Genomic DNA, 20,094 nt, shown 5'->3' on the forward strand with positions numbered 1-20,094 from the left:
GCTCCATGATTCGGCTCACCGCTGAACTCACCCCGGCTGGCACCAGTTACCTGGCGACCGGCCAAGGCCAGCCCGTGGTTTTGATCCACGGCGTGGGCCTGAACAAAGAAATGTGGGGCGGCCAGATCGTCGGTCTGTCCAGCCAATACCGGGTGATCGCCTACGACATGCTCGGTCATGGCGCCAGCCCGCGACCGGCCAGCGGCACCGCCCTGCTCGGTTACGCCGATCAGCTGCTGGAGTTGCTCGACCACCTCAATCTGCCGCAGGCAGCGGTGATCGGTTTCTCCATGGGCGGCCTGGTCGCGCGGGCCTTTGCCCTGCATTACCCGGAGCGCCTGCAAAGCCTGGTGGTCTTGAACAGTGTGTTCAATCGCAGCGAAGAACAGCGTGCCGGCGTCATCGCGCGCACCGCACAAGCGGCGGAACATGGCCCGGACGCCAATGCTGAAGCCGCGTTGTCACGCTGGTTCAGCCGCGAGTATCAGGCGGCCAATCCGGCGCAGATCGCCGCATTGCGCCAGACCCTCGCCAATAATGATCCGCAGGGTTACCTGACCACTTATGAATTGTTCGCCACCCAAGACATGTACCGCGCCGACGACCTGAGCAGCATTCAGGCGCCGACGCTGATCGCCACCGGTGAACTCGATCCGGGTTCGACCCCGGAAATGGCCGAGCAACTGGCCCGACGCATCCCCGGTGCGAAGGTTGCCGTGCTACCCGAGCAACGGCATATGATGCCCGTAGAGTCGCCGCGTCTGGTCAATCAGACGCTGCTGGAATTTCTCCAATTCGCACACTCCCGACAAAACCATATAAAGGGGATCGTTGCATGACACTCGCACGCTTCCAGATGTGCATCGGCGGAGAATGGGTCGACGCCCTCTCCGGCAAGACCTTCGAAAGCCTCAACCCGGCCACCGCACAAGCCTGGGCGCAACTGCCTGACGCCGATGAAGCGGACGTCGAACGCGCCGTGCAATCGGCACAGGCTGCATTCGACAGCCCGGCATGGCGTGGTCTGACTGCCACCGCGCGCGGCAAATTGCTGCGTCGTCTCGGTGACTTGATCGCGGAAAACAAGGAACAACTGGCGCAGCTGGAAAGCCGCGACAACGGCAAGCTGATCCGCGAAACCCGTGGCCAGGTCAGCTATCTGCCGGAGTTCTTCCACTACACCGCCGGCCTTGCCGACAAGCTCGAAGGCGGCACGCTGCCGCTGGACAAGCCCGACCTGTTCGCCTACACCGTGCACGAAGCCATGGGCGTAGTCGCGGCGATCATTCCGTGGAACAGCCCGCTGTACTTGACCGCAATCAAACTCGCCCCGGCCCTCGCCGCTGGCAACACGATTGTGATCAAGCCGTCCGAGCACGCTTCGGCGACCATTCTTGAACTGGCGCGTCTGGCCCTCGAAGCGGGGATTCCGCCGGGCGTGGTCAACGTCGTCACCGGTTACGGCCCAAGCACTGGCGCCGCCCTCACCCGCCATCCGCTGATCCGTAAGATCGCCTTCACTGGCGGCGCGGCCACGGCACGGCATGTGGTGCGCAGCAGCGCCGAGAACTTCGCCAAGCTGTCGCTGGAGCTGGGCGGCAAGTCGCCGAACATCATCTTCGCCGACGCCGATCTGGACAGCGCGATCAACGGCGCGATTGCCGGGATCTATGCCGCGTCCGGGCAAAGCTGCGTGTCGGGTTCACGGCTGTTGGTGCAGGACGAAATCTACGACGAGTTCGTCAATCGACTGGTCGAACGCGCCCAGCGCATCCGCATCGGTAACCCGCAGGAAGACAACAGCGAAATGGGCCCGATGGCCACTGCACAGCAACTGGCGGTGGTCGAAGGCCTGGTGGCTGATGCCATCGCTGAAGGCGCGCGCTTGCGCACTGGCGGCAAGCGCCCAACCGATCTCGGCGAAGGCTGGTTCTACGAGCCGACGTTGTTCGAATGCGACCGCAATTCGATGAAGATCATGCAGGAAGAAGTCTTCGGCCCGGTGGCGTCGGTGATCCGCTTCAAAGATGAGGCCGAAGCGCTGGCCATCGCCAACGACTCGCAGTTTGGCCTCGCCGCCGGCATCTGGACCCGCGATCTGGGCCGTGCCCATCGCCTCGCTCGCGATGTTCGTTCGGGGATCATCTGGGTCAACACTTACCGCGCGGTGTCAGCGATGGCGCCGATCGGCGGCTTCAAGAACAGTGGCTATGGACGCGAAAGCGGCATCGATTCGGTGCTGGCCTACACCGAACTGAAAACGGTGTGGATCAACCTTTCCCAGGCGCCAATGCCTGATCCGTTTGTGATGCGTTAGGAGTCCTGCGAAATGATCGAACCCGGCATTTACAAAGACGTCATGAGCTCGTTCCCGTCCGGCGTCACGGTGGTCACCACCGTTGACCCCGAAGGCGGGATCGTCGGCATCACCGCCAGCGCCTTCAGTGCGCTGTCGATTGACCCGGCGCTGGTGCTGTTCTGCCCCAACTATGCTTCCGACACCTACCCGGTGTTGCGCGACAGCAAGAAGTTCGCGATCCATTTGCTGTCGGCTGACCAGACGGCTGAGGCCTATGCATTTGCCGGAAAGGGCAAGGACAAGGCCAAGGACATCGAATGGCACCTGAGCGAACTCGGTAATCCGATTCTGGCCAAGGCGACCGCGATCATCGAGTGCGAGTTGTGGCGGGAATACGATGGTGGTGATCACGCGATCATTGTTGGCGCGGTGAAGAACCTGATCCTGCCCGAGCAACCGGTGACGCCGATGATTTACCACAAAGGCAAGCTCGGCCCCCTGCCAACCCTGGCCTGACGGATTCACACAAATCCCTGTAGGAGTGAGCCTGCTCGCGATAGCGGACTGACATTCAACATTGATGTCGACTGATCCACCGCTATCGCGAGCAGGCTCACTCCTACAAGGGATCTGTGGTGACTGGAGGAATGATGAGTAACGAAAAGTACGAAAAAGGCCTGAAAATCCGCACTCAGGTATTGGGCGAAGCCTACGTGCAGCGTTCAATCGACAACGCCGACGACTTCACCCGCCCGCTGCAGGAAATGGTCACCGAATACTGCTGGGGCCATGTCTGGGGTCGCGAAGGTTTGTCGCTCAAGGAGCGCAGCATGATCAACCTGGCGATGATCTCGGCGCTCAACCGTCCGCACGAACTCAAGCTGCATGTGCGTGGCGCCTTGCGTAACGGCCTGAGTCGTGAGCAAATACGCGAAATTCTGCTTCAGGTCGGCATTTATTGCGGCGTTCCGGCAGCCGTGGACAGTTTCCGGCTGGCCCGTGAAGCCTTTGCCGAAGCCGACGCCGAAGCCTCAGTTAACCCCTCGGCTGTTTAGATGCCCGTCTGGCATGGACAGCCAACTTAAAGAGCGGACCCCATGAAACGCCAGCCACTCGACGACAGCTTCAAGGTCAATCGCAACCCCGTTACCCTGCGCGAAATCGTGCTGGATAAACTGCGTAGCGCGATCATGAATTTCCAGCTCATGCCCGGCGATCGTCTGGTCGAGCGCGATCTGTGTGATCGCCTTGGCGTCAGCCGCACCTCCGTGCGCGAGGCCTTGCGTCACCTGGAATCCGAAGGCCTGGTCGAGTTCGCCGATGCCAAAGGCCCGCGCGTAGCGATCATCACCCTCGCCGATGCCGTCGATATCTATGAGTTGCGTTGCGTACTGGAAGGCCTGATCGTTCAGCTGTTCACCCTGCGCGCCAAGGCCAAGGACATCAAAGCCTTGGAAAAAGCCCTCGACGACAACCGCAAGGCGTTGAAGGACGGCGAACTGCAACAGGTGATCGACTCGGTGCAAGGCTTCTACGACGTGCTGCTCGAAGGCTCGGGTAACCATGTGGCGGCCACTCAGTTGCGTCAGTTGCAGGCGCGCATCAGCTACCTGCGCGCGACTTCGGTGTCGCAGGAAAACCGTCGCGGTGCGAGTAACCAGGAAATGGAGAAAATGGTCGAAGCGATCAAAAGCGGTGATCCGCTGGTGGCGCACCAGGCCTGTGTTGATCACGTTCGCGCTGCCGCTGCGGTAGCGCTCGACTATCTCAAGCGCAAGCAGGAAGAGACCGGTGCAACCCCGGCCATGACCCTGCCGATCGCGCTGAAAGAACCGCGTATAGGTCACTGATATGTTCAGCCCGAGCTATTGCCCGAAATGCGGTGGCCCTGACCTCGGTCAGCAGATACCGGTGGGCGATACGCACGAGCGCCTGATGTGCCGTGGCTGCGGCTACATCCACTACGTCAATCCGAAGATCATCGCCGGCTGCATCATCGAGCAGGACGGCAAATACCTGTTGTGCCAACGGGCGATCCCACCGCGCCCGGGCACCTGGACGCTGCCCGCAGGTTTCATGGAAAGCGGCGAAACCACCGAGCAAGCGGCCATCCGTGAAGTCTGGGAAGAAAGCGGCGTACGTGCGGAAATCGTCTCGCCTTACTCGATTTTCAGCGTGCCGAAGATCAGCGAGGTGTACATCATCTTCCGTGCGATAGCGCTGGAGATCACCGGGCAGTACGGGCCCGAGACTATGGATTACAAATTCTTCGCGCCGGAAGACATTCCGTGGGAGCAGATCTATTACCCGGCGATCCGGCAAATTCTCGAGCGCTATATCGAAGAGCGTCAGGCTGGGGTGTATGGGATCTATATGGGCAATGACGACAGCGGCAAGATTCACTTCATCCGCTGATCACGCAACCCGCTTTTTGTAGGAGTGAGCCTGCTCGCGATAGCGGTGTATCAGTCGGTGATGATGTTGACTGATACACCGCTATCGCGAGCAGGCTCACTCCTACAGGGGTTCTGCGGTGTCCGTTAGATAGGGGCGATGCCTTCGACAATGATTATTTCCGCCCTCGCCCATTCCTCGCGGTAACTTTTCGCCTCCTGGTACGCCGCCGAGTGGTAGCACGCCACAGCTTTCTCGTAGCTTTCAAACTCGATCACCACGCTGCGCTGCGGCGTCTCACGCCCTTCCATCGCCTCGCTGCGCCCGCCTCTGGCCAGAAACTTCGCGCCAAACTCAGCGAAGGCTGCCGGCGCGCGCTGGGTGTATTGGCTGTAGTGATCGACATCGGCTATATCCACATGAGCAATCCAGTACGCCTTCATAGTGACCTCTTTGTTGATTTTGTATTATGGTATACCAATATATTTCCAACGAACCCTGAGAGTCCAGCATGGCCTTCAACAGCATCGAAGAAATCATCGAAGATTATCGTCTCGGCAAAATGGTTTTGCTGGTCGATGACGAAGACCGCGAAAACGAAGGCGACCTGCTGCTGGCCGCCGACCGTTGCACGCCGGAGGCGATCAGCTTCATGGCCCGTGAAGCGCGCGGGCTGATCTGCCTGACCCTGACCGACGAACATTGCCAGCGTTTAGGCCTGGAGCAAATGGTACCGGCCAATGGCAGCGTGTTCAGCACCGCGTTTACCGTGTCGATTGAGGCGGCGGTTGGCGTGACCACCGGCATCTCCGCAGCTGATCGCGCCTGCACCGTTGCTGCCGCCGTCGCGCCGAATGCGCGTGCCGAAGACCTGGTGCAGCCGGGCCATATCTTCCCGCTGCGCGCCAAGGAAGGTGGCGTGCTGACTCGCGCGGGTCACACAGAAGCGGGTTGCGATCTGGCGCGTTTGGCCGGTTTCACCCCCGCCTCCGTGATCGTCGAGGTGATGAACGACGACGGCACCATGGCCCGGCGCCCGGATCTGGAGGTGTTTGCGCGCAAGCACGGGATCAAGATCGGCACCATCGCCGACCTGATTCACTATCGCCTGAGCACCGAGCACACCATCGAACGGATTGGCGAACGTGAATTGCCGACGGTGCATGGCACCTTCCGCTTGATCACGTTTGAGGATCGCATCGAGGGCGGCGTGCACATGGCGATGGTCATGGGCGAGTTGCGCCGTGAAGAGCCGACGCTGGTGCGTGTGCATGTGATCGATCCACTGCGGGATCTGGTCGGTGCCGAATACAGCGGGCCGAGCAACTGGACGTTGTGGGCGGCGTTACAACGGGTCGCGGCTGAGGGGCATGGGGTTGTTGTGGTGTTGGCTAATCATGAGTCTTCGCAGGCGTTGCTGGAGCGTGTGCCGCAACTGACCCAGCCGCCGCGGCAGTTCAGTCGTTCGCAATCGCGGATTTATTCCGAGGTGGGGACTGGGGCGCAGATTCTGCAGAATCTGGGGGTTGGCAAACTCCGCCATCTCGGCCCGCCGCTCAAATATGCCGGGTTGACCGGGTATGACCTCGAAGTGGTCGAGAGTATTCCGTTCACTGAATAAAGCTGCCCTCACCCCAGCCCTCTCCCGGAGGGAGAGGGAGCTGACCGAGGTGTTTAGTCGCTATACGCCGACCTGAAATACCGAGTCGAACTCAGGCCTTGAACAGCATAAAGATCGGCTCCCTTTCCAATACCGGGTCGGACTCGGTTTTGAACAGCATGAAAATCTGCTCCCTTTCCCCCTCTCCCCTTGGGAGAGGGCTGGGGTGAGGGGCTGGATCTAAAATCTCTACACATCTTTCAAGTGAAAAAACACCAGCCGCCAGATAACCGGTAAGGCAAAGTGCTTGCACAAAGTTTGGAATACCATAATATGATATTCCATAGACCGGACACTCCAACGAACGTCCATCTACTGCTCCCGATAGGCGGGCAACAACGCAAGCCCGCTCAAAAACACAACAATGAGGGCGTGAACATGGTGTTGAACAAAGCTGCAACCGCGATCTTTTTTGCGGGACTGCTCAGCGTCACCGGCCAGGCTGCAATGGCTGCCGAAAGCGTGAACTTCGTCAGCTGGGGCGGAAGCACCCAGGATGCGCAGAAACAGGCCTGGGCCGATCCGTTCAGCAAGGCCAGCGGCATCACCGTCGTGCAGGATGGCCCGACCGACTACGGCAAACTCAAAGCCATGGTCGAGAGCGGCAACGTGCAGTGGGACGTGGTCGATGTCGAAGCCGATTTCGCTCTGCGCGCCGCCGCTGAAGGCCTGCTCGAACCCCTCGATTTCAAAGTCATCCAGCGCGACAAGATCGACCCGCGTTTTGTCAGCGATCACGGCGTCGGCTCGTTCTTCTTCTCCTTCGTCCTCGGCTACAACGAGGGCAAACTCGGCGCCAACAAGCCGCAGGACTGGAGCGCCCTGTTCGACACCAAAACCTACCCCGGCAAACGCGCCCTGTATAAATGGCCAAGCCCCGGCGTGCTCGAACTGGCGCTGCTGGCCGATGGCGTAGCCGCCGACAAGCTCTACCCGCTGGATCTCGATCGCGCCTTCAAGAAACTCGACACCATCAAGAAAGACATCGTCTGGTGGGGCGGCGGCGCGCAGTCGCAGCAACTGCTGGCGTCCGGTGAAGCGAGCATGGGCCAGTTCTGGAACGGTCGTATTCACGCCCTGCAAGAAGACGGCGCACCGGTCGGCGTGAGCTGGAAACAGAACCTGGTCATGGCCGACATTCTGGTGATTCCAAAAGGCTCGAAAAACAAGGACGCGGCGATGAAGTTTCTGGCCAGCGCCAGCAGCGCCAAGGGCCAGGCCGACTTCTCCAACCTGACCGCCTACGCCCCGGTCAACCTCGACAGTGTGGAGCGTCTGGATTCGACGCTGGCCCCCAACCTGCCGACTGCCTACGCTAAGGATCAGATCACTCTTGATTTCGCGTACTGGGCCAAAAACGGCCAGGCCATCGCGACACGGTGGAACGAATGGCTGGTCAAATGAAAATGGCGGCCACCGCGTCCCGTCCCTCCACTGCCACCGGGAGCGCGACCAGCGCTTCCGGCTCGGCCCACGGAACACAGGCGGTTGCGATGCAGCAAGCCCCGTCCCTCAAACAACGCTGGCGCGGCGCCGGCAACCTCGTACCGGCGCTGCTGTTCATCGGCCTGTTCTTTCTCGCGCCGTTGATTGGCCTGCTGTTGCGCGGCGTGCTTGAACCAACGCCAGGCCTTGGCAACTATGAACAACTGTTCGCCAACTCGGCGTATGCCCGCGTCCTGCTCAACACCTTTTCGGTGGCCGGGCTGGTGACGCTGTTCAGCTTGCTGCTGGGCTTTCCGCTGGCTTGGGCGATCACCTTGGTGCCGCGCGGCTGGGGGCGCTGGATTCTCAACATCGTGCTGCTGTCGATGTGGACCAGCCTGCTCGCCCGCACCTATTCGTGGCTGGTGTTGCTGCAAGCGTCTGGTGTGATCAACAAGGCCTTGATGGCGATGGGCATCATCGATCAGCCGCTGGAAATGGTCCACAACCTCACCGGCGTGGTGATCGGCATGAGCTACATCATGATCCCGTTCATCGTCCTGCCGTTGCAGGCGACCATGCAGGCCATCGACCCGATGATCCTGCAGGCCGGCTCGATTTGCGGCGCCAGTCCGTGGACCAACTTCTTCCGGGTGTTCCTGCCGCTGTGCCGGCCGGGTCTGGCCTCCGGTGGCTTGATGGTGTTCGTCATGTCGCTCGGTTACTACGTGACCCCGGCGCTGCTCGGCGGGGCGCAGAACATGATGCTGCCGGAGTTCATCATTCAGCAGGTGCAATCGTTCCTCAACTGGGGCCTGGCCAGTGCCGGCGCCGCGTTGCTGATCGCGATCACTTTGGTGCTGTTCTACTTCTACCTGAAGCTTCAGCCGGAATCCCCGGTTGGCGCCAGTAACGCGAGGTAAGCCGACATGCTCCTGACTCCCAATGCGATGAGCCGGCGCATGCGCTTCGGCTTGTATGCAACCACCGGGCTGATCGGTCTGTTCCTGCTGTTGCCGATCGTGTTTATCGTGCTGCTGTCATTCGGTTCGTCGCAGTGGCTGGTGTTTCCACCACCGGGCTGGACGCTGAAATGGTACGGCCAGTTCTTCTCCAACCCCGACTGGATGAACGCCGCTGCGGCCAGCCTCAAAGTTGCAGTACTGACGACGATCTGCGCCGTGGCCCTCGGTTTGCCGACTGCGTTTGCGCTGGTGCGCGGACGTTTTCCCGGCCGGGAAATGCTCTACGGCCTGTTCACCCTGCCGATGATCGTGCCGCTGGTGATCATCGCCGTGGCGGTGTACGCGCTGTTCCTCAAGCTCGGTTACACCGGGACGATGTTCGCGTTTGTCGTCAGCCATGTGATCGTCGCGCTGCCGTTCACCATCATCTCGATCATCAACTCGCTGAAGCTGTTCGATCAGTCGATTGAAGACGCCGCGGTGATTTGCGGCGCTTCACGCCTGCAAGCGGTGTTCAAAGTGACGTTCCCGGCGATTCGTCCGGGCATGGTCGCCGGCGCCCTCTTCGCTTTCCTCGTTTCGTGGGACGAAGTGGTGCTCAGCGTGATGATGGCCAGCCCGACCCTGCAAACCCTTCCCGTGAAAATGTGGACCACCTTGCGCCAGGACCTGACGCCAGTGATCGCCGTCGCTTCGACGCTGCTGATCGGCTTGTCGGTCTTGGTCATGGTCATCGCCGCCGCGCTGCGCCGGCGCAACGAAATCAGCGCCTGAGCGCCAGGAGTACGACATGAGTGCCGTGATCAAAGACGCTTCCCAGCAGAACGACAAACCCCTGGTCAGCCTGCGCAACCTGAACAAGCACTACGGTGATTTTGCTGCGGTCGACAACATCTCGCTGGACATCAAGGACGGTGAATTCCTCACCTTCCTCGGCTCCAGCGGCTCAGGCAAAAGCACCACGCTGTCGATGCTCGCCGGGTTTGAAACGCCGAGCAGTGGCGAGATTCTCGTCAATGGTCAGTCGCTAGTGAATGTGCCTCCGCACAAGCGTGACATTGGCATGGTGTTCCAGCGTTATTCGTTGTTCCCGCATCTGTCGGTGCGCGACAACATTGCGTTTCCTTTGGCGATTCGCAAACTGGCGGCGGCTGAACGTGACAAGCGCGTCGATGCGATGTTGAAACTGGTTCAGCTTGAGCAGTTCGCTCATCGTCGCCCTTCGCAACTATCGGGTGGTCAGCAACAACGTGTCGCCATTGCCCGGGCGCTGGTTTACGAGCCGCGCATTTTGCTGATGGATGAACCGCTGGGGGCGTTGGATAAAAAACTGCGTGAGGACTTGCAGGATGAATTGCGCCAACTGCATCGCCGTCTGGGCATCACCATCGTTTACGTGACCCACGACCAGGAAGAAGCCATGCGTTTGTCGCAACGCATCGCGATTTTCAGTCACGGCAAGATTGTCGGTCTGGGCAGCGGTTATGACCTGTATCAGAATCCGCCGAATGCGTTTGTCGCGTCGTTTCTGGGGAATTCGAATTTCCTCAAGCTCAAGGCGCAAGGTAATGCGGCGGCTTCGTTTGAAGGTCAGTCATTGTCGATTCGCCTGACCGCTGGTTTGCACACCGATCAGGATGTGTTGCTGATGGTGCGGCCGGAAAAGGCACTTGCGTTGAGCGTGGCACAGGCGATCAGCGAACCGTTGCCGTCGGGTTGGAATGAGGTTTCAGCGAAGGTTGTGGAAGTGCTGTTTCTCGGTGAGAGCCAGACGTGCAGCGTGGTCACCTCGGGCGGGACTTCGATGACGGTGAAAGCGTTGTCGGCTGCTGGCATGCCGCTGAAGGCTGGCGACCCGGTGCAAGTGCGCTGGGCCACCGCTGATGCCTGCGTCTACACCGAATGGACCGAAAGCGACCTGAACAAGGCTGCCGGTTCCCACTGAAATCGTGTTGCCTGTGAGATTTACCCCCTCACCCCAGCCCTCTCCCCCAGGGGGGCGAGGGGGAAAGGGAGCCGATCTTCATGTTGTTCAAAACTTGAGTTCGACTCGGTATCCCAAGTCGGCGTACCTCGAAAGAACACCTCAATCAGTCCCCTCTCCCTCTGGGCGGTCCGACGTTTCGGGAGGGCTTGGGTGGGAGCCAATCTCCATGTTGTTCAAAACCTGAGTTCGACGCTGCATTTTCAGGTCGATGTAACTTGTCCAAACAACCCGGTCAGTCCCCTCTCCCTCCGGGAGAGGGCTAGGGTGAGGGAGGCGATCTCCCTGTTGTACAAAACCTGAGTTCGACGCTGCATTTTCAGGTCGGTGTAACTTGTCCAAACACCTCGGTCAGTCCCCTCTCCCTCCGGGAGAGGGCTAGGGTGAGGGAAACAGTCGACGCGGTATCAGACGATGGCGCGGTAGCCTTCTATCTCATCCGGCCACGCGGTGAGGATTTCAAATCCGGTTTCCGTCACCGCAACCATATGCTCCCACTGCGCCGACAACGAGCCGTCCTTGGTCAGCACGGTCCAGCCATCCGGCATGTTTTTCACATGACGCTTGCCGGCATTGAGCATCGGTTCAACGGTAAAAATCATCCCGGCCTTGAGCTTCATGCCTTGATTGGGAAAGCCGTAATGCAGAATCTGCGGCTCATCGTGATAGACCTTGCCGATCCCGTGCCCGCAATACTCGCGCACGACGCTGAAGCCTTCCTTCTCCGCCAACGTCTGGATCGCGTGGCCGATGTCGCCCAGCGTCGCGCCCGGTTTCACCACGCGAATCCCCGCGCACATGGCGTCATAGGTGGTCTTGATCAGATGCTGCGCTTCAGGCGTCGCCTCACCGACCACGTACATGCGGCTGGTGTCGCCGAACCAACCGTCCTTGATCACCGCGATGTCGAGGTTGACGATGTCGCCATCCTTCAACGGCGTGCCCGACGGAATGCCGTGACAGACCACATCATTGACCGAGGCGCAGACGGTTTTCGGAAAGCCGTGATAACCGACGTTGGCCGGCACTGCTTTTTGCACATTGACGATGTAGTCGTTGCACAGTTGATCGAGCTGATCAGTGGTAACGCCGGCCTTGACGTGTGGCACTAGCATCGCCAGCACTTCAGCGGCGAGTTTGCCGGCAGCGCGAGATTGCGCGATGTCGGCCGGGGTGTTGATCTTGATCTGGTTTCTCATGCGCTGACGGCTTCCTGAGTCAGTTGTTGCAGATCCAGCCCGCCGTTCTGTTCGGCGCGGATCAGCAAGCGGCAAATGGCGCTGTGGTCGAGGTTGGGGTGCAGTTCGGCGAGCATGCCGATGCGCATCCAGTGCTCGGCCTGCGCGTTGATCGAGCGGCTGAGGGCGTTGCTGGAGATCCGCAGGTTCTCGTGCATGTCCTCTGAAATCTTTACGATGCCCATATATGAATCCGATACGATGTGTATATGGATCGTATATTAGCCAAGCCTTAAGCGAAATTGCAAATCAACTTAGCGCCGCATCGAAAAACGATGAGATAAGCCGACTGGAACGCCGTTCGGCCAGGCAGTACAGATAAGTCTCGGTAAAGAGTTCTTCGCCATCGATTCTGATCGTGCGGATTTTTGGATCGGCAATGAACTCCGCTTCCGACACCACGCCCAAACCCAGCCCACGCACCACCGCTTCCCGCAACGCCTCGCGACTGCCGATTTCCATGGCGATACGCGGTTTGACCTGCGCCGCATTCAGCGCCTGTTCCAGCACCAGCCGCGTGGTCGAACCGGGCTCACGTTGCAACAGCCGCTGCCCTTGTAGCTCTTCCAAGCGCACGCTGCCGCGATTGGCCAGCGGATGCTCATGGTGCGCAAACAAGATGATCGCGTGCCGCGCATAACGCACCGAACACAACGCCGGATCATCCTGACGCCCGGCCAGCACGGCGATGTCGGTGACGTAATTTTCCAGATCCGACAGCACTTGCGCCGAGTTGCCGACGCGAATCGACACATCGATATTCGGATGTTGTTGCAAGTAGCTGTCGACCATTTCGATCACATGAAACGGCCCCACCGCACCGACCTTGAGCTGGCCGCTGTCGAGGCGCCCGGAATCACGCATCAGGTTATGCGCTTCCAGTTCCAGCAGGGCGATGCGCTGAGCGATAGGCAGCAGTTGCCGACCCACATCCGACAACTCGATGCGCCGCCCACGCCGATGGAACAGCTCAACATTGTGCTGACGTTCCAGAGCCTGCACTTGCGTGGTCAGCGTCGGCTGGCTCAAGCCTGACGCCCGCGCCCCGGCACTGAAACTGCCGTGACGGGCAACGGCGAGAAAGGCCCGAAGTTTGGCGCTCGACATCCATAGACTCCATCAATAGTTAGCTGCGGTTTCGCATATTGAATTGATTGAATGACTGTCACGTGACAGACCTAGCCTGTGGCAACTCCCAACCACACCGTGGAATGCCATGAAAACAATCAAACAGTTTCTGCGTGTCGTCAGCTTCACCGCACTTGCCTTCGGCGCCAGCCAAGTCTGGGCCAAGGACAAACTGACCATTGGCCTGATCCCTTCGGAAGACTCCCAAGCGATGATCGAATCGAGCAAACAAGTGCTCGACGATCTGCAAGCCAAAATCGGCATGCCGGTGGTGCCGTTCGTGGCTACCGATTACAACGGCATCATCGAAGCGCTGCGCTCGGGCAAGCTCGACGTCGCCTACCTCGGGCCGTTCTCTTACGTGCTGGCGACCTCGGTGGCCGACGTCGAGGCGTTCTCGGTGGCGGTGACCAAGAAGACCGGCCAGAGCGCTTACAAAAGCGTGATTCTGGCGCGCAAGGACAGCGGCATTCACTCGCTGGCCGACCTCAAGGGTCATACATTCGCGTTCGTTGACCCGAGTTCGGCGTCCGGCCATCTGTTCCCGAAAGCAGGGCTGGAGCAGGCAGGATTTGCGCCGGATACATTGTTCAAACGAGTGATCTTTTCGGGCTCCCACGACGCCAGCATCCTTGCAGTCGAGAACAAGAAAGTCGACGCGGCAGCCGTGGCTGACCGCATCTTCGCCAGTGCCGTGGCCAAAGGTGTGGTGAAGCAGGATGACTTCGAAATCGTCTGGAGTTCCAAGCCGATCCCCGAGTCGCCAATGGTCTGGCGCAAGGCGCTCGATCCGGAACTGAAGAAGAAAGTCGCCGACGCGCTGGCCTCGATCAAGGATGTGCCGTGGGGTGATCAGGGCGTGCTCAATGGCTTCCAGCCCACCACCGACGCGTCGTATGACGTGGTGCGCGACACCGCCAAGGTGCTCGATCTCGATTTGCGGAGCATGAAATGATCAGCATCCGCCAACTGACCAAACACTACGGCAGCAACCCGGTGTTGCGCGGCATCGACCTGGAGGTCGCGGCCGGCGAGTTCGTCGTGGTGCTCGGTCAGTCCGGCGCTGGCAAATCGACCTTGCTGCGCTGTATTAATCGTTTGGCGCAGGCCGACAGCGGCACGCTGAATGTCGCCGGTATCGATGCCCTCACCTGCCCTGACACCAGCGTTCTGCGCCGTGAAGTCGCGATGATTTTTCAGCACCACAACGTCGTCCCACGCCTGAGTGTGTTGAAGAATGTACTGACCGGTCGCCTCGGCTCCGTCGGCACCCTCGCCTCGATTCTGCAGCTGTTCCGCCGTGACGATGTGGCACTGGCGATGCAATGCCTGGAGCGCGTCGAGCTGGCGCACAAGGCCGGCGAGCGCACCGACTCATTGTCCGGCGGGCAGAAGCAGCGCGTCGGCATCGCCCGCGCATTGGCACAACGACCGCAGGTAATTCTGGCCGATGAACCGATCGCCAGCCTCGACCCGAAGACCGCGCGCCTGGTGTTGCAGTATCTGCGCGATGCCACCCGCGAGCTGGGCATCACCGTGCTGTGCAACTTGCATCAGGTCGAATACGCCCGCGAGTTTGGCGACCGCGTGGTTGGCCTCGCGCACGGCAACCTGGTGTTCGATGGCCAAGCGTCGAGCATGACCGACGCCGATCTGGCGCGAATCTACCCGGGGCAATCCACAGAATTCTCCGCTGACATCCCGACGCCCACCCTGTCCTACCGCGCTGCCTCGAGGGCCTGAACATGCAATCGCAAAACTACCAGTGGGTCGGCGATCGTCCGCGTGGCCCGCGCAGTTGGCTGACCACCGGCGCCGTCGTCCTGATTGTGCTGTGGACGCTGAACTGGAGCGCGCAAGGTGCGCAGCTCAGCCTTGGTGAACTGGCAGCGGGATTGCCGCAGATCGGTGATTTCCTTTCGCGCACCTTCCCACCGGATCTGAGCATTCTTCCGCGTCTGCTCGCGCCAGCGGTGGAAACCTTGCAGATCGCCATTTGGGGCACCTTGCTTGGCGTGTTGTTGGCGATTCCGCTGTCGTTTCTCGCGGCACGCAATCTGAGCCGCAACCGCTGGCTGTTTCACGCCACTCGTCAGGCATTGAATTTCACCCGCAGCATCAACGAACTGATCCTCGCGCTGATCTTTGTCTCGGCGGTCGGGCTCGGGCCGTTCCCCGGTGTATTGGCGCTGGCGCTGCATGGCCTGGGCATGCTCGGCAAGTTCTTCGCCGAGAGCATCGAAGAGATCGACCAGGGCCCGATTGAAGCGCTACAAGCGACCGGTGCGCGGCCGCTACAAGTGATCGTGTTTGGCGTGCTGCCGCAGGTCATCACCGCATGGATCGCTGTGATTCTGTACCGCTTCGAAGTCAACCTGCGCTCGGCCACCGTGCTTGGCATGGTCGGCGCCGGCGGCCTGGGATTCGAACTGGTGAGCAGCCTGAAGTTGTTCAAATACCAGGAAACCGCGACCTGCATCATCGTCATCACCTTCATGGTGATTGTCGCCGACGCCATCTCCAGCCGCCTGCGCGCGGCGATCCAGAGCGGTTCGGCGCACTAGCGTAAAGCTGCTATCGGCTGAACCGATTCAAACCTGCGAATTATCGATTTGTACCGTTGTCGGCCGCCATCGAGTATGTGGCCACACGACAACAACAATAAGGATCCACCATGACTGCCCGTTTTCAGAACCCCGTCGATACCCGCTTCGGCTGGGGCAGCCTGCAAGACCTTGCCGCCATCACCGAGCAGCAGCGCGTCGCCCTCGTTACCTTTCCCGAAGCGCGTGGGCTGGGGCTGGTCGATCGCCTGCAAGCCTTGCTCGGCGAGCGTTTGATCTACATTGTCGAAGACGTCCAGCCCAACCCCGACGTCGCCCATCTGCGCAGCACGTACGAGCACTTCTGGCAGCACGCCGGCGACTGTGACGTGGTCCTCGCCGTGGGCGGCGGCAGCGCCATCGACACCGCCAAAGCGTTGATCGTCGGCACCGAATCCGGCCGGTTCGATGAACTGCTGAGCCTGCTGTCCAGCGGCAAACCGTTCACCCCGGCCCGTTGCAAACAACTGATCGCCGCGCCAACCACCGCCGGCACCGGCAGCGAAGTCACGCCGTGGGCGACGATCTGGGACAGCGCCAGCCAGAAAAAATATTCGCTGCATCTGGATTGCACCTGGCCTCGCGTGGCGATCATCGACCCGCAACTGATGCTCACCGTACCGGCCAGTGTCACCGTTTCCACCGGTCTCGATGCGCTGTCGCATGCGCTGGAAGCGATCTGGAATGTCAACGCCAACCCGGTATCCGACACCTTCGCGATTTCCGCGATTGAAGACATTCTCGAATGCCTGCCGCGCCTGCACAAAGACCTCTCCAGTCACGACTTGCGCAGCCGCATGGCACTCGCTGCGCTCAAGGCCGGGCTAGCGTTTTCCAACACCAAAACCGCGCTGGCGCATTCGATCTCCTATGAGATGACCTTGCGTCACGGCTTGCCCCACGGCATCGCCTGCTCCTTCACCTTGCCGTTGGTATTGGGTTTGGCCTGGGGTCATGACGCCACTCGCGACCGTACCTTGCAACGGGTGTTCGGCACGGACCTGGGCAAAGCCCAACAGCAACTGCGCGAGTTCCTGCACAGCCTCGGGGTGAAGACCGAGTTTGCCGATTACGGCGTCTCGGCCAAGGACGCCGAAGCCATCATCCAGCTCGCGATGCAGGGCGCGCGCGGCAAGAACTTCATCGGTTCGCAAGCCGCCTGACGCCTGATAACACCCGAGTAACCCAAGCACCGCCAGCGGCATACAGCCGCGGTGATTTCCTGCCGCACCGAAAAAGAGTGCACCCGCCGACGACAACCGACGGGAACCGACAACAATAAGGAAAAGATCATGAATCGTGCCCAAACCATGCCTGGTCTCGCCGTACGTTCTGCCTCGTTCCGGGTCGCCCAGTGGCGCATGCTGCTGGCGGCGATGTTCTGTTACCTGTTTTTCTACACCGGGCGGCAGACCTTCGGTTTTGCCATCCCGGGGATTCAGGCCGAGTTCGGCCTGAGCAAGGAAACCCTCGGCTGGGCTTCTGCGGCGATGCTCTGGGCCTACGCCATTGGCCAAGCCATCAACGGCAACCTCGCCGATAAATTCGGTGGTCGGCGGATCATGACACTGGGTGCGGTGTTGTCCTGCGGTGCCAACTGGGTGACCAGTTTTGCCAGCGGTTTCACCAGCCTGATTCTGCCGTGGGGCGTCAACGGCTACTTTCAGGCCTTGGGCTGGGCGCCGGGCGGTCGGTTGATTGCCAATTGGTGGGCGGCGGGTGAACGCGGCAAGGTCTATGGCTTCTACACCTTCGCCGCCGGTTGCGCGTCGATTCTGTCGTACGTCACCTCTATCGTCGTGCTCGAAGTGCTGCAACTGGAATGGCGCTGGATCTTCCGTTTGCCGGTGCTGCTGATGCTCGCCGGCGGGATCATTTTCTATCTGGTTGCCCGCGAACGCCCGCAGGATCTGGGCTTCGAGCCGGTGGGCGATACCGGTGTGGCCAACGCTGACGACAAGCATCAGGAAGCCGCACAGGGCGAAGTCGAGTCCTCGGCCCAACGCTACAAAGCCGTGTTGAAGAACCCTCGCCTGCTGATCGCCGCGCTGTCACTGGGCTTTCAGAACGCTGCACGCTACGGCTTGATCGTCTGGGTGCCGGTGCACTTTCTCGGCGCTGACTGGAAAAGCGGTGACGGCATGATCGATCCGAAATGGATCACTGTCGCCCTCCCCGTCGGCATGGCGGTCGGTGCACTGAGCAACGGCTGGGTGTCGGACAAACTGTTCGGCTCCAAGCGGTATCTGGCGATCATGCTCTATATGTTCCTCGGCGCCGCCACCAGCCTGTGGATGTGGAGCCTGCCGCCGCACAGCGTCATAGGCCTGATCGCCCTGTTCCTTTGCGGCTTCTTCGTCTACGGCCCGGCCTCGAGTTTCTGGGCGCTGTGCCCGGATCTGGTGGGGGCCAAACGCGCCGGTACGGCGACCGGGATCATGAACTTTTCCTCGTACCTGTTCGCCGGATTGGCCGAGCCACTGATCGGGCGTCTGCTTGACACCACGGCAAATACGTCTCTGATCTTCATAGTGGTCACCAGCGCCTGCCTGTGCAGTGCGGCAGTGGCATTGTTCATTCGACGCTGACGGGGCTTGCATGTACCAGTATCACAAGTGGTTGCGTTCGTTTCATGCGGTGGCCAAAACCGGCAGCTTTACCCTCGCTGCGGAGTACCTCAGCGTCGGCCAGCCGACCGTCAGCGAGCAGGTCAACGCGCTGGAAAACACCTTCTCGGTGGAGCTGTTCCACCGGCGCGGCCGCTACATCGAAATGAGCGCCGCCGGGCACAAGCTCTATGCGATCACTCAGGGCCTGTTCGGTCAGGAGGATGAAGCCGTGCAACTGTTGCAGAGCTTCAAGCAGCGCAAGACCGGCATGTTGCGCCTCGGCGCGGTGTCACCGCCGATTGCCATGAACCTGACCTATGAGCTGATGCAGCGCCACCCGGATATCGAACTGGAAACTTCGTTTTCCTCGGAAAAGGACACCCTGGCGCGGTTGTTCAACTTCGATATCGATGTGGCGATCCTGGCCTTGTCGGAATTCGATGAGCGCTTCCACACGCGGCTGTATCACCGTTATCCGATCATCGCCGTGGTCCGCGATGACCATCCTTGGGCCCGCCAGGCGCAGGTTCACATCGGTGAAATCAGCGGCGAAAAATGGGTGATGCGCGAATCCAGCGCGCGCACCCGGCAACTGGTGGAAGAAAGCTGCAAGCGTCTCGATATCGAGCTCGATTGCGTCATGCAACTCAACAGCCGCGAAGCCATCGTCCACGCGATCGTCAAAGGCATCGGCATCGGTTTTGTCTCGGCCGTCGAGTACGCCGAAACACCCGGCACCACGCCGATCACCTTTGTCGATCACCCGTTCTTTATCGAATACCACCTGTGCTGCCTCGGCATCCGCAGGAACCGGCCAGTAATTGCCGAACTGTTTGATGCGAACCCACCGCTGACCTGATCAGCACTGACCCTTGACCGCCTACCTCATTGCCGAGGGACGGCCCACGCTTACCTGAAAACGGAGATTGACCATGCAGTACCAACAACCGACTCACCTGCAAGCCGCGATCCTTGACTGGGCCGGCACCGTTGTCGATTTCGGCTCGTTTGCGCCGACGCAGATTTTCGTCGAGGCCTTTGCCGAGTTTGGCGTCGCGGTGTCGCTGGAAGAAGCGCGCGGTCCGATGGGCATGGGCAAGTGGGATCACATTCGCACGCTGTGCAACCTGCCGCAGATTGCCGAGCGTTATCGTGCGGCGTTCGACCGCGTGCCGAGCGATGACGATGTAACGGCGATCTACGAACGTTTCATGCCGCTGCAGATCGAGAAAATCGCCCTGCATTCGGCGTTGATCCCGGGTGCGCTCGATGCGATTGCGGCGTTGCGCGACAAGGGGTTGAAAATCGGTTCGTGCTCGGGTTATCCAGCGGTGGTGATGGCCAAGGTTGTCGAACTGGCGCGGGAAAATGGCTACGTCGCTGACCATGTCGTCGCCACCGATGAGGTGCCGAATGGCCGGCCCTATCCGGCGCAGGCGTTGGCCAACGTGATTGCCTTGGGCATCAGTGACGTGGCGGCGTGCGTCAAGGTCGATGACACCTGGCCCGGAATTCTTGAAGGGCGTAGCGCGGGGATGTGGACGGTGGCGTTGACCTGCTCGGGGAATGCGTTGGGGCTGACCTATGAGCAGTTCAAAGCGCTGCCATCGGATCGTCTGGCAGAGGAACGTGAGCGAATTGGCAAGATGTTCGCGCCTTCGCGCCCGCATTATCTGATCGACACCATTGCCGATTTGCCTGAAGTGATCGAAGACATCAATGCGCGTCTGGCCCGGGGCGAAACCCCACAAGCCTGCTGAGTAGCCCCTACCCCTGATCGTTCCCACGC

General features: G+C 60.4%; 22 protein-coding genes. 18 read left to right on the forward strand and 4 right to left on the reverse strand.

The features are described from left to right. Window positions 1–5: 5 nt before the first annotated feature. From KBP52_RS05595 to KBP52_RS05620, 6 genes are all read left to right on the forward strand, one after another. On the forward strand, window positions 6–839 hold the full coding sequence (locus tag KBP52_RS05595) for an alpha/beta fold hydrolase (protein ID WP_212622302.1): 834 nt from the start codon (window positions 6–8) through the stop codon (window positions 837–839). Continuing rightward, entirely contained in the window at window positions 836–2,317 is a 1,482-nt protein-coding gene (locus tag KBP52_RS05600) for an aldehyde dehydrogenase (protein ID WP_212622303.1), read from the forward strand. Before KBP52_RS05595 ends, KBP52_RS05600 begins: the two co-directional genes overlap by 4 nt. 12 nt (window positions 2,318–2,329) lie before the next feature. Continuing rightward, complete coding sequence (locus KBP52_RS05605) at window positions 2,330–2,815, forward strand: flavin reductase family protein (RefSeq protein ID WP_077573256.1); 486 nt, start codon at window positions 2,330–2,332, stop codon at window positions 2,813–2,815. 134 nt (window positions 2,816–2,949) lie between these two features. Next, a complete protein-coding gene (locus KBP52_RS05610) occupies window positions 2,950–3,354 on the forward strand; it encodes a carboxymuconolactone decarboxylase family protein (RefSeq protein ID WP_016984498.1) in 405 nt (134 codons plus the stop codon). Between the two features lie 42 nt (window positions 3,355–3,396). Then, window positions 3,397–4,149 carry a GntR family transcriptional regulator gene (locus tag KBP52_RS05615; protein WP_077573257.1) on the forward strand — a complete coding sequence of 251 codons (753 nt, stop codon included), beginning with the start codon at window positions 3,397–3,399 and terminating at the stop codon, window positions 4,147–4,149. Between the two features lies 1 nt (window position 4,150). Beyond that, window positions 4,151–4,714 (forward strand): NUDIX hydrolase, encoded by a 564-nt coding sequence (locus tag KBP52_RS05620; protein ID WP_212622304.1) that lies wholly within the window; start codon window positions 4,151–4,153, stop codon window positions 4,712–4,714. Between the two features lie 125 nt (window positions 4,715–4,839). Here the strand turns inward: KBP52_RS05620 and KBP52_RS05625 are convergent, their stop codons facing one another. Continuing rightward, a complete protein-coding gene (locus KBP52_RS05625; protein WP_077573259.1) occupies window positions 4,840–5,136 on the reverse strand; it encodes a DUF1330 domain-containing protein in 297 nt (98 codons plus the stop codon). Window positions 5,137–5,204: 68 nt separating this feature from the next. Here KBP52_RS05625 and ribBA point away from each other — a divergent pair, with 68 nt between their 5' ends. From ribBA to KBP52_RS05650, 5 genes are all read left to right on the forward strand, one after another. Beyond that, window positions 5,205–6,314 (forward strand): bifunctional 3,4-dihydroxy-2-butanone-4-phosphate synthase/GTP cyclohydrolase II, encoded by a 1,110-nt coding sequence (ribBA, locus tag KBP52_RS05630; RefSeq protein ID WP_212622305.1) that lies wholly within the window; start codon window positions 5,205–5,207, stop codon window positions 6,312–6,314. Window positions 6,315–6,731: 417 nt separating this feature from the next. Next, on the forward strand, window positions 6,732–7,757 hold the full coding sequence (locus KBP52_RS05635) for an ABC transporter substrate-binding protein (protein WP_008088087.1): 1,026 nt from the start codon (window positions 6,732–6,734) through the stop codon (window positions 7,755–7,757). Continuing rightward, window positions 7,754–8,701 (forward strand): ABC transporter permease, encoded by a 948-nt coding sequence (locus KBP52_RS05640; protein ID WP_161986573.1) that lies wholly within the window; start codon window positions 7,754–7,756, stop codon window positions 8,699–8,701. The genes KBP52_RS05635 and KBP52_RS05640 overlap by 4 nt, the downstream gene beginning before the upstream one ends. Window positions 8,702–8,707: 6 nt before the next feature. Continuing rightward, window positions 8,708–9,517, forward strand: coding sequence for an ABC transporter permease (locus KBP52_RS05645; RefSeq protein WP_007918021.1), 810 nt, complete (start codon window positions 8,708–8,710; stop codon window positions 9,515–9,517). A 16-nt stretch (window positions 9,518–9,533) separates the two neighbouring features. Next, window positions 9,534–10,688: an ABC transporter ATP-binding protein gene (locus KBP52_RS05650; protein ID WP_134173701.1), complete on the forward strand. Its 1,155-nt coding sequence runs from the start codon at window positions 9,534–9,536 to the stop codon at window positions 10,686–10,688. Window positions 10,689–11,134: 446 nt separating this feature from the next. On the opposite strand, the gene map is transcribed toward KBP52_RS05650, so the two are convergent. The 3 genes from map to KBP52_RS05665 all read right to left on the reverse strand — a co-directional run bounded on the left by map (window position 11,135) and on the right by KBP52_RS05665 (window position 13,072). Beyond that, complete coding sequence (map, locus tag KBP52_RS05655) at window positions 11,135–11,926, reverse strand: type I methionyl aminopeptidase (RefSeq protein WP_077573263.1); 792 nt, start codon at window positions 11,924–11,926, stop codon at window positions 11,135–11,137. After that, window positions 11,923–12,150 carry a ParD-like family protein gene (locus tag KBP52_RS05660; protein ID WP_007918027.1) on the reverse strand — a complete coding sequence of 76 codons (228 nt, stop codon included), beginning with the start codon at window positions 12,148–12,150 and terminating at the stop codon, window positions 11,923–11,925. Before KBP52_RS05660 ends, map begins: the two co-directional genes overlap by 4 nt. 64 nt (window positions 12,151–12,214) lie before the next feature. Continuing rightward, window positions 12,215–13,072: a LysR substrate-binding domain-containing protein gene (locus KBP52_RS05665; protein WP_212622306.1), complete on the reverse strand. Its 858-nt coding sequence runs from the start codon at window positions 13,070–13,072 to the stop codon at window positions 12,215–12,217. 109 nt (window positions 13,073–13,181) lie between these two features. Between KBP52_RS05665 and phnD the strand changes: the two genes are divergently transcribed. The 7 genes from phnD to phnX all read left to right on the forward strand — a co-directional run bounded on the left by phnD (window position 13,182) and on the right by phnX (window position 20,065). Continuing rightward, window positions 13,182–14,048 carry a phosphonate ABC transporter substrate-binding protein gene (gene phnD / locus KBP52_RS05670; protein ID WP_116029119.1) on the forward strand — a complete coding sequence of 289 codons (867 nt, stop codon included), beginning with the start codon at window positions 13,182–13,184 and terminating at the stop codon, window positions 14,046–14,048. Next, window positions 14,045–14,836: a phosphonate ABC transporter ATP-binding protein gene (phnC, locus tag KBP52_RS05675; protein ID WP_212622307.1), complete on the forward strand. Its 792-nt coding sequence runs from the start codon at window positions 14,045–14,047 to the stop codon at window positions 14,834–14,836. Before phnD ends, phnC begins: the two co-directional genes overlap by 4 nt. 2 nt (window positions 14,837–14,838) lie before the next feature. Beyond that, on the forward strand, window positions 14,839–15,657 hold the full coding sequence (phnE, locus tag KBP52_RS05680) for a phosphonate ABC transporter, permease protein PhnE (RefSeq protein WP_116256665.1): 819 nt from the start codon (window positions 14,839–14,841) through the stop codon (window positions 15,655–15,657). Window positions 15,658–15,767: 110 nt separating this feature from the next. Beyond that, on the forward strand, window positions 15,768–16,859 hold the full coding sequence (psrA, locus tag KBP52_RS05685) for an iron-containing alcohol dehydrogenase PsrA (protein WP_212622308.1): 1,092 nt from the start codon (window positions 15,768–15,770) through the stop codon (window positions 16,857–16,859). A 129-nt stretch (window positions 16,860–16,988) separates the two neighbouring features. Further along, on the forward strand, window positions 16,989–18,284 hold the full coding sequence (locus KBP52_RS05690) for an MFS transporter (protein ID WP_212622309.1): 1,296 nt from the start codon (window positions 16,989–16,991) through the stop codon (window positions 18,282–18,284). Between the two features lie 10 nt (window positions 18,285–18,294). Then, window positions 18,295–19,164 (forward strand): LysR substrate-binding domain-containing protein, encoded by an 870-nt coding sequence (locus tag KBP52_RS05695; protein WP_212622310.1) that lies wholly within the window; start codon window positions 18,295–18,297, stop codon window positions 19,162–19,164. 73 nt (window positions 19,165–19,237) lie between these two features. Then, window positions 19,238–20,065, forward strand: coding sequence for a phosphonoacetaldehyde hydrolase (phnX, locus tag KBP52_RS05700; protein WP_212622311.1), 828 nt, complete (start codon window positions 19,238–19,240; stop codon window positions 20,063–20,065). Window positions 20,066–20,094 lie beyond the last annotated feature (29 nt).

This window comes from Pseudomonas sp. SCA2728.1_7 (assembly GCF_018138145.1).
Lineage (GTDB): Bacteria > Pseudomonadota > Gammaproteobacteria > Pseudomonadales > Pseudomonadaceae > Aquipseudomonas > Aquipseudomonas koreensis_A.

Excerpts from the sequence above, each read along its gene's own strand:
- ribBA (WP_212622305.1), top strand. The coding sequence starts at position 5,205 with ATGGCCTTCAACAGCATCGAAGAAATCATCGAAGATTATCGTCTCGGC.
- KBP52_RS05690 (WP_212622309.1), top strand. The coding sequence starts at position 16,989 with ATGAATCGTGCCCAAACCATGCCTGGTCTCGCCGTACGTTCTGCCTCG.
- phnD (WP_116029119.1), top strand. The coding sequence starts at position 13,182 with ATGAAAACAATCAAACAGTTTCTGCGTGTCGTCAGCTTCACCGCACTT.
- KBP52_RS05665 (WP_212622306.1), bottom strand. The coding sequence starts at position 13,072 with ATGTCGAGCGCCAAACTTCGGGCCTTTCTCGCCGTTGCCCGTCACGGC.
- KBP52_RS05610 (WP_016984498.1), top strand. The coding sequence starts at position 2,950 with ATGAGTAACGAAAAGTACGAAAAAGGCCTGAAAATCCGCACTCAGGTA.
- KBP52_RS05625 (WP_077573259.1), bottom strand. The coding sequence starts at position 5,136 with ATGAAGGCGTACTGGATTGCTCATGTGGATATAGCCGATGTCGATCAC.
- phnE (WP_116256665.1), top strand. The coding sequence starts at position 14,839 with ATGCAATCGCAAAACTACCAGTGGGTCGGCGATCGTCCGCGTGGCCCG.
- KBP52_RS05605 (WP_077573256.1), top strand. The coding sequence starts at position 2,330 with ATGATCGAACCCGGCATTTACAAAGACGTCATGAGCTCGTTCCCGTCC.
- KBP52_RS05660 (WP_007918027.1), bottom strand. The coding sequence starts at position 12,150 with ATGGGCATCGTAAAGATTTCAGAGGACATGCACGAGAACCTGCGGATC.
- KBP52_RS05640 (WP_161986573.1), top strand. The coding sequence starts at position 7,754 with ATGAAAATGGCGGCCACCGCGTCCCGTCCCTCCACTGCCACCGGGAGC.
- KBP52_RS05650 (WP_134173701.1), top strand. The coding sequence starts at position 9,534 with ATGAGTGCCGTGATCAAAGACGCTTCCCAGCAGAACGACAAACCCCTG.
- phnX (WP_212622311.1), top strand. The coding sequence starts at position 19,238 with ATGCAGTACCAACAACCGACTCACCTGCAAGCCGCGATCCTTGACTGG.
- KBP52_RS05615 (WP_077573257.1), top strand. The coding sequence starts at position 3,397 with ATGAAACGCCAGCCACTCGACGACAGCTTCAAGGTCAATCGCAACCCC.
- phnC (WP_212622307.1), top strand. The coding sequence starts at position 14,045 with ATGATCAGCATCCGCCAACTGACCAAACACTACGGCAGCAACCCGGTG.
- KBP52_RS05595 (WP_212622302.1), top strand. The coding sequence starts at position 6 with ATGATTCGGCTCACCGCTGAACTCACCCCGGCTGGCACCAGTTACCTG.
- KBP52_RS05635 (WP_008088087.1), top strand. The coding sequence starts at position 6,732 with ATGGTGTTGAACAAAGCTGCAACCGCGATCTTTTTTGCGGGACTGCTC.
- KBP52_RS05695 (WP_212622310.1), top strand. The coding sequence starts at position 18,295 with ATGTACCAGTATCACAAGTGGTTGCGTTCGTTTCATGCGGTGGCCAAA.
- KBP52_RS05600 (WP_212622303.1), top strand. The coding sequence starts at position 836 with ATGACACTCGCACGCTTCCAGATGTGCATCGGCGGAGAATGGGTCGAC.
- KBP52_RS05645 (WP_007918021.1), top strand. The coding sequence starts at position 8,708 with ATGCTCCTGACTCCCAATGCGATGAGCCGGCGCATGCGCTTCGGCTTG.
- psrA (WP_212622308.1), top strand. The coding sequence starts at position 15,768 with ATGACTGCCCGTTTTCAGAACCCCGTCGATACCCGCTTCGGCTGGGGC.
- KBP52_RS05620 (WP_212622304.1), top strand. The coding sequence starts at position 4,151 with ATGTTCAGCCCGAGCTATTGCCCGAAATGCGGTGGCCCTGACCTCGGT.
- map (WP_077573263.1), bottom strand. The coding sequence starts at position 11,926 with ATGAGAAACCAGATCAAGATCAACACCCCGGCCGACATCGCGCAATCT.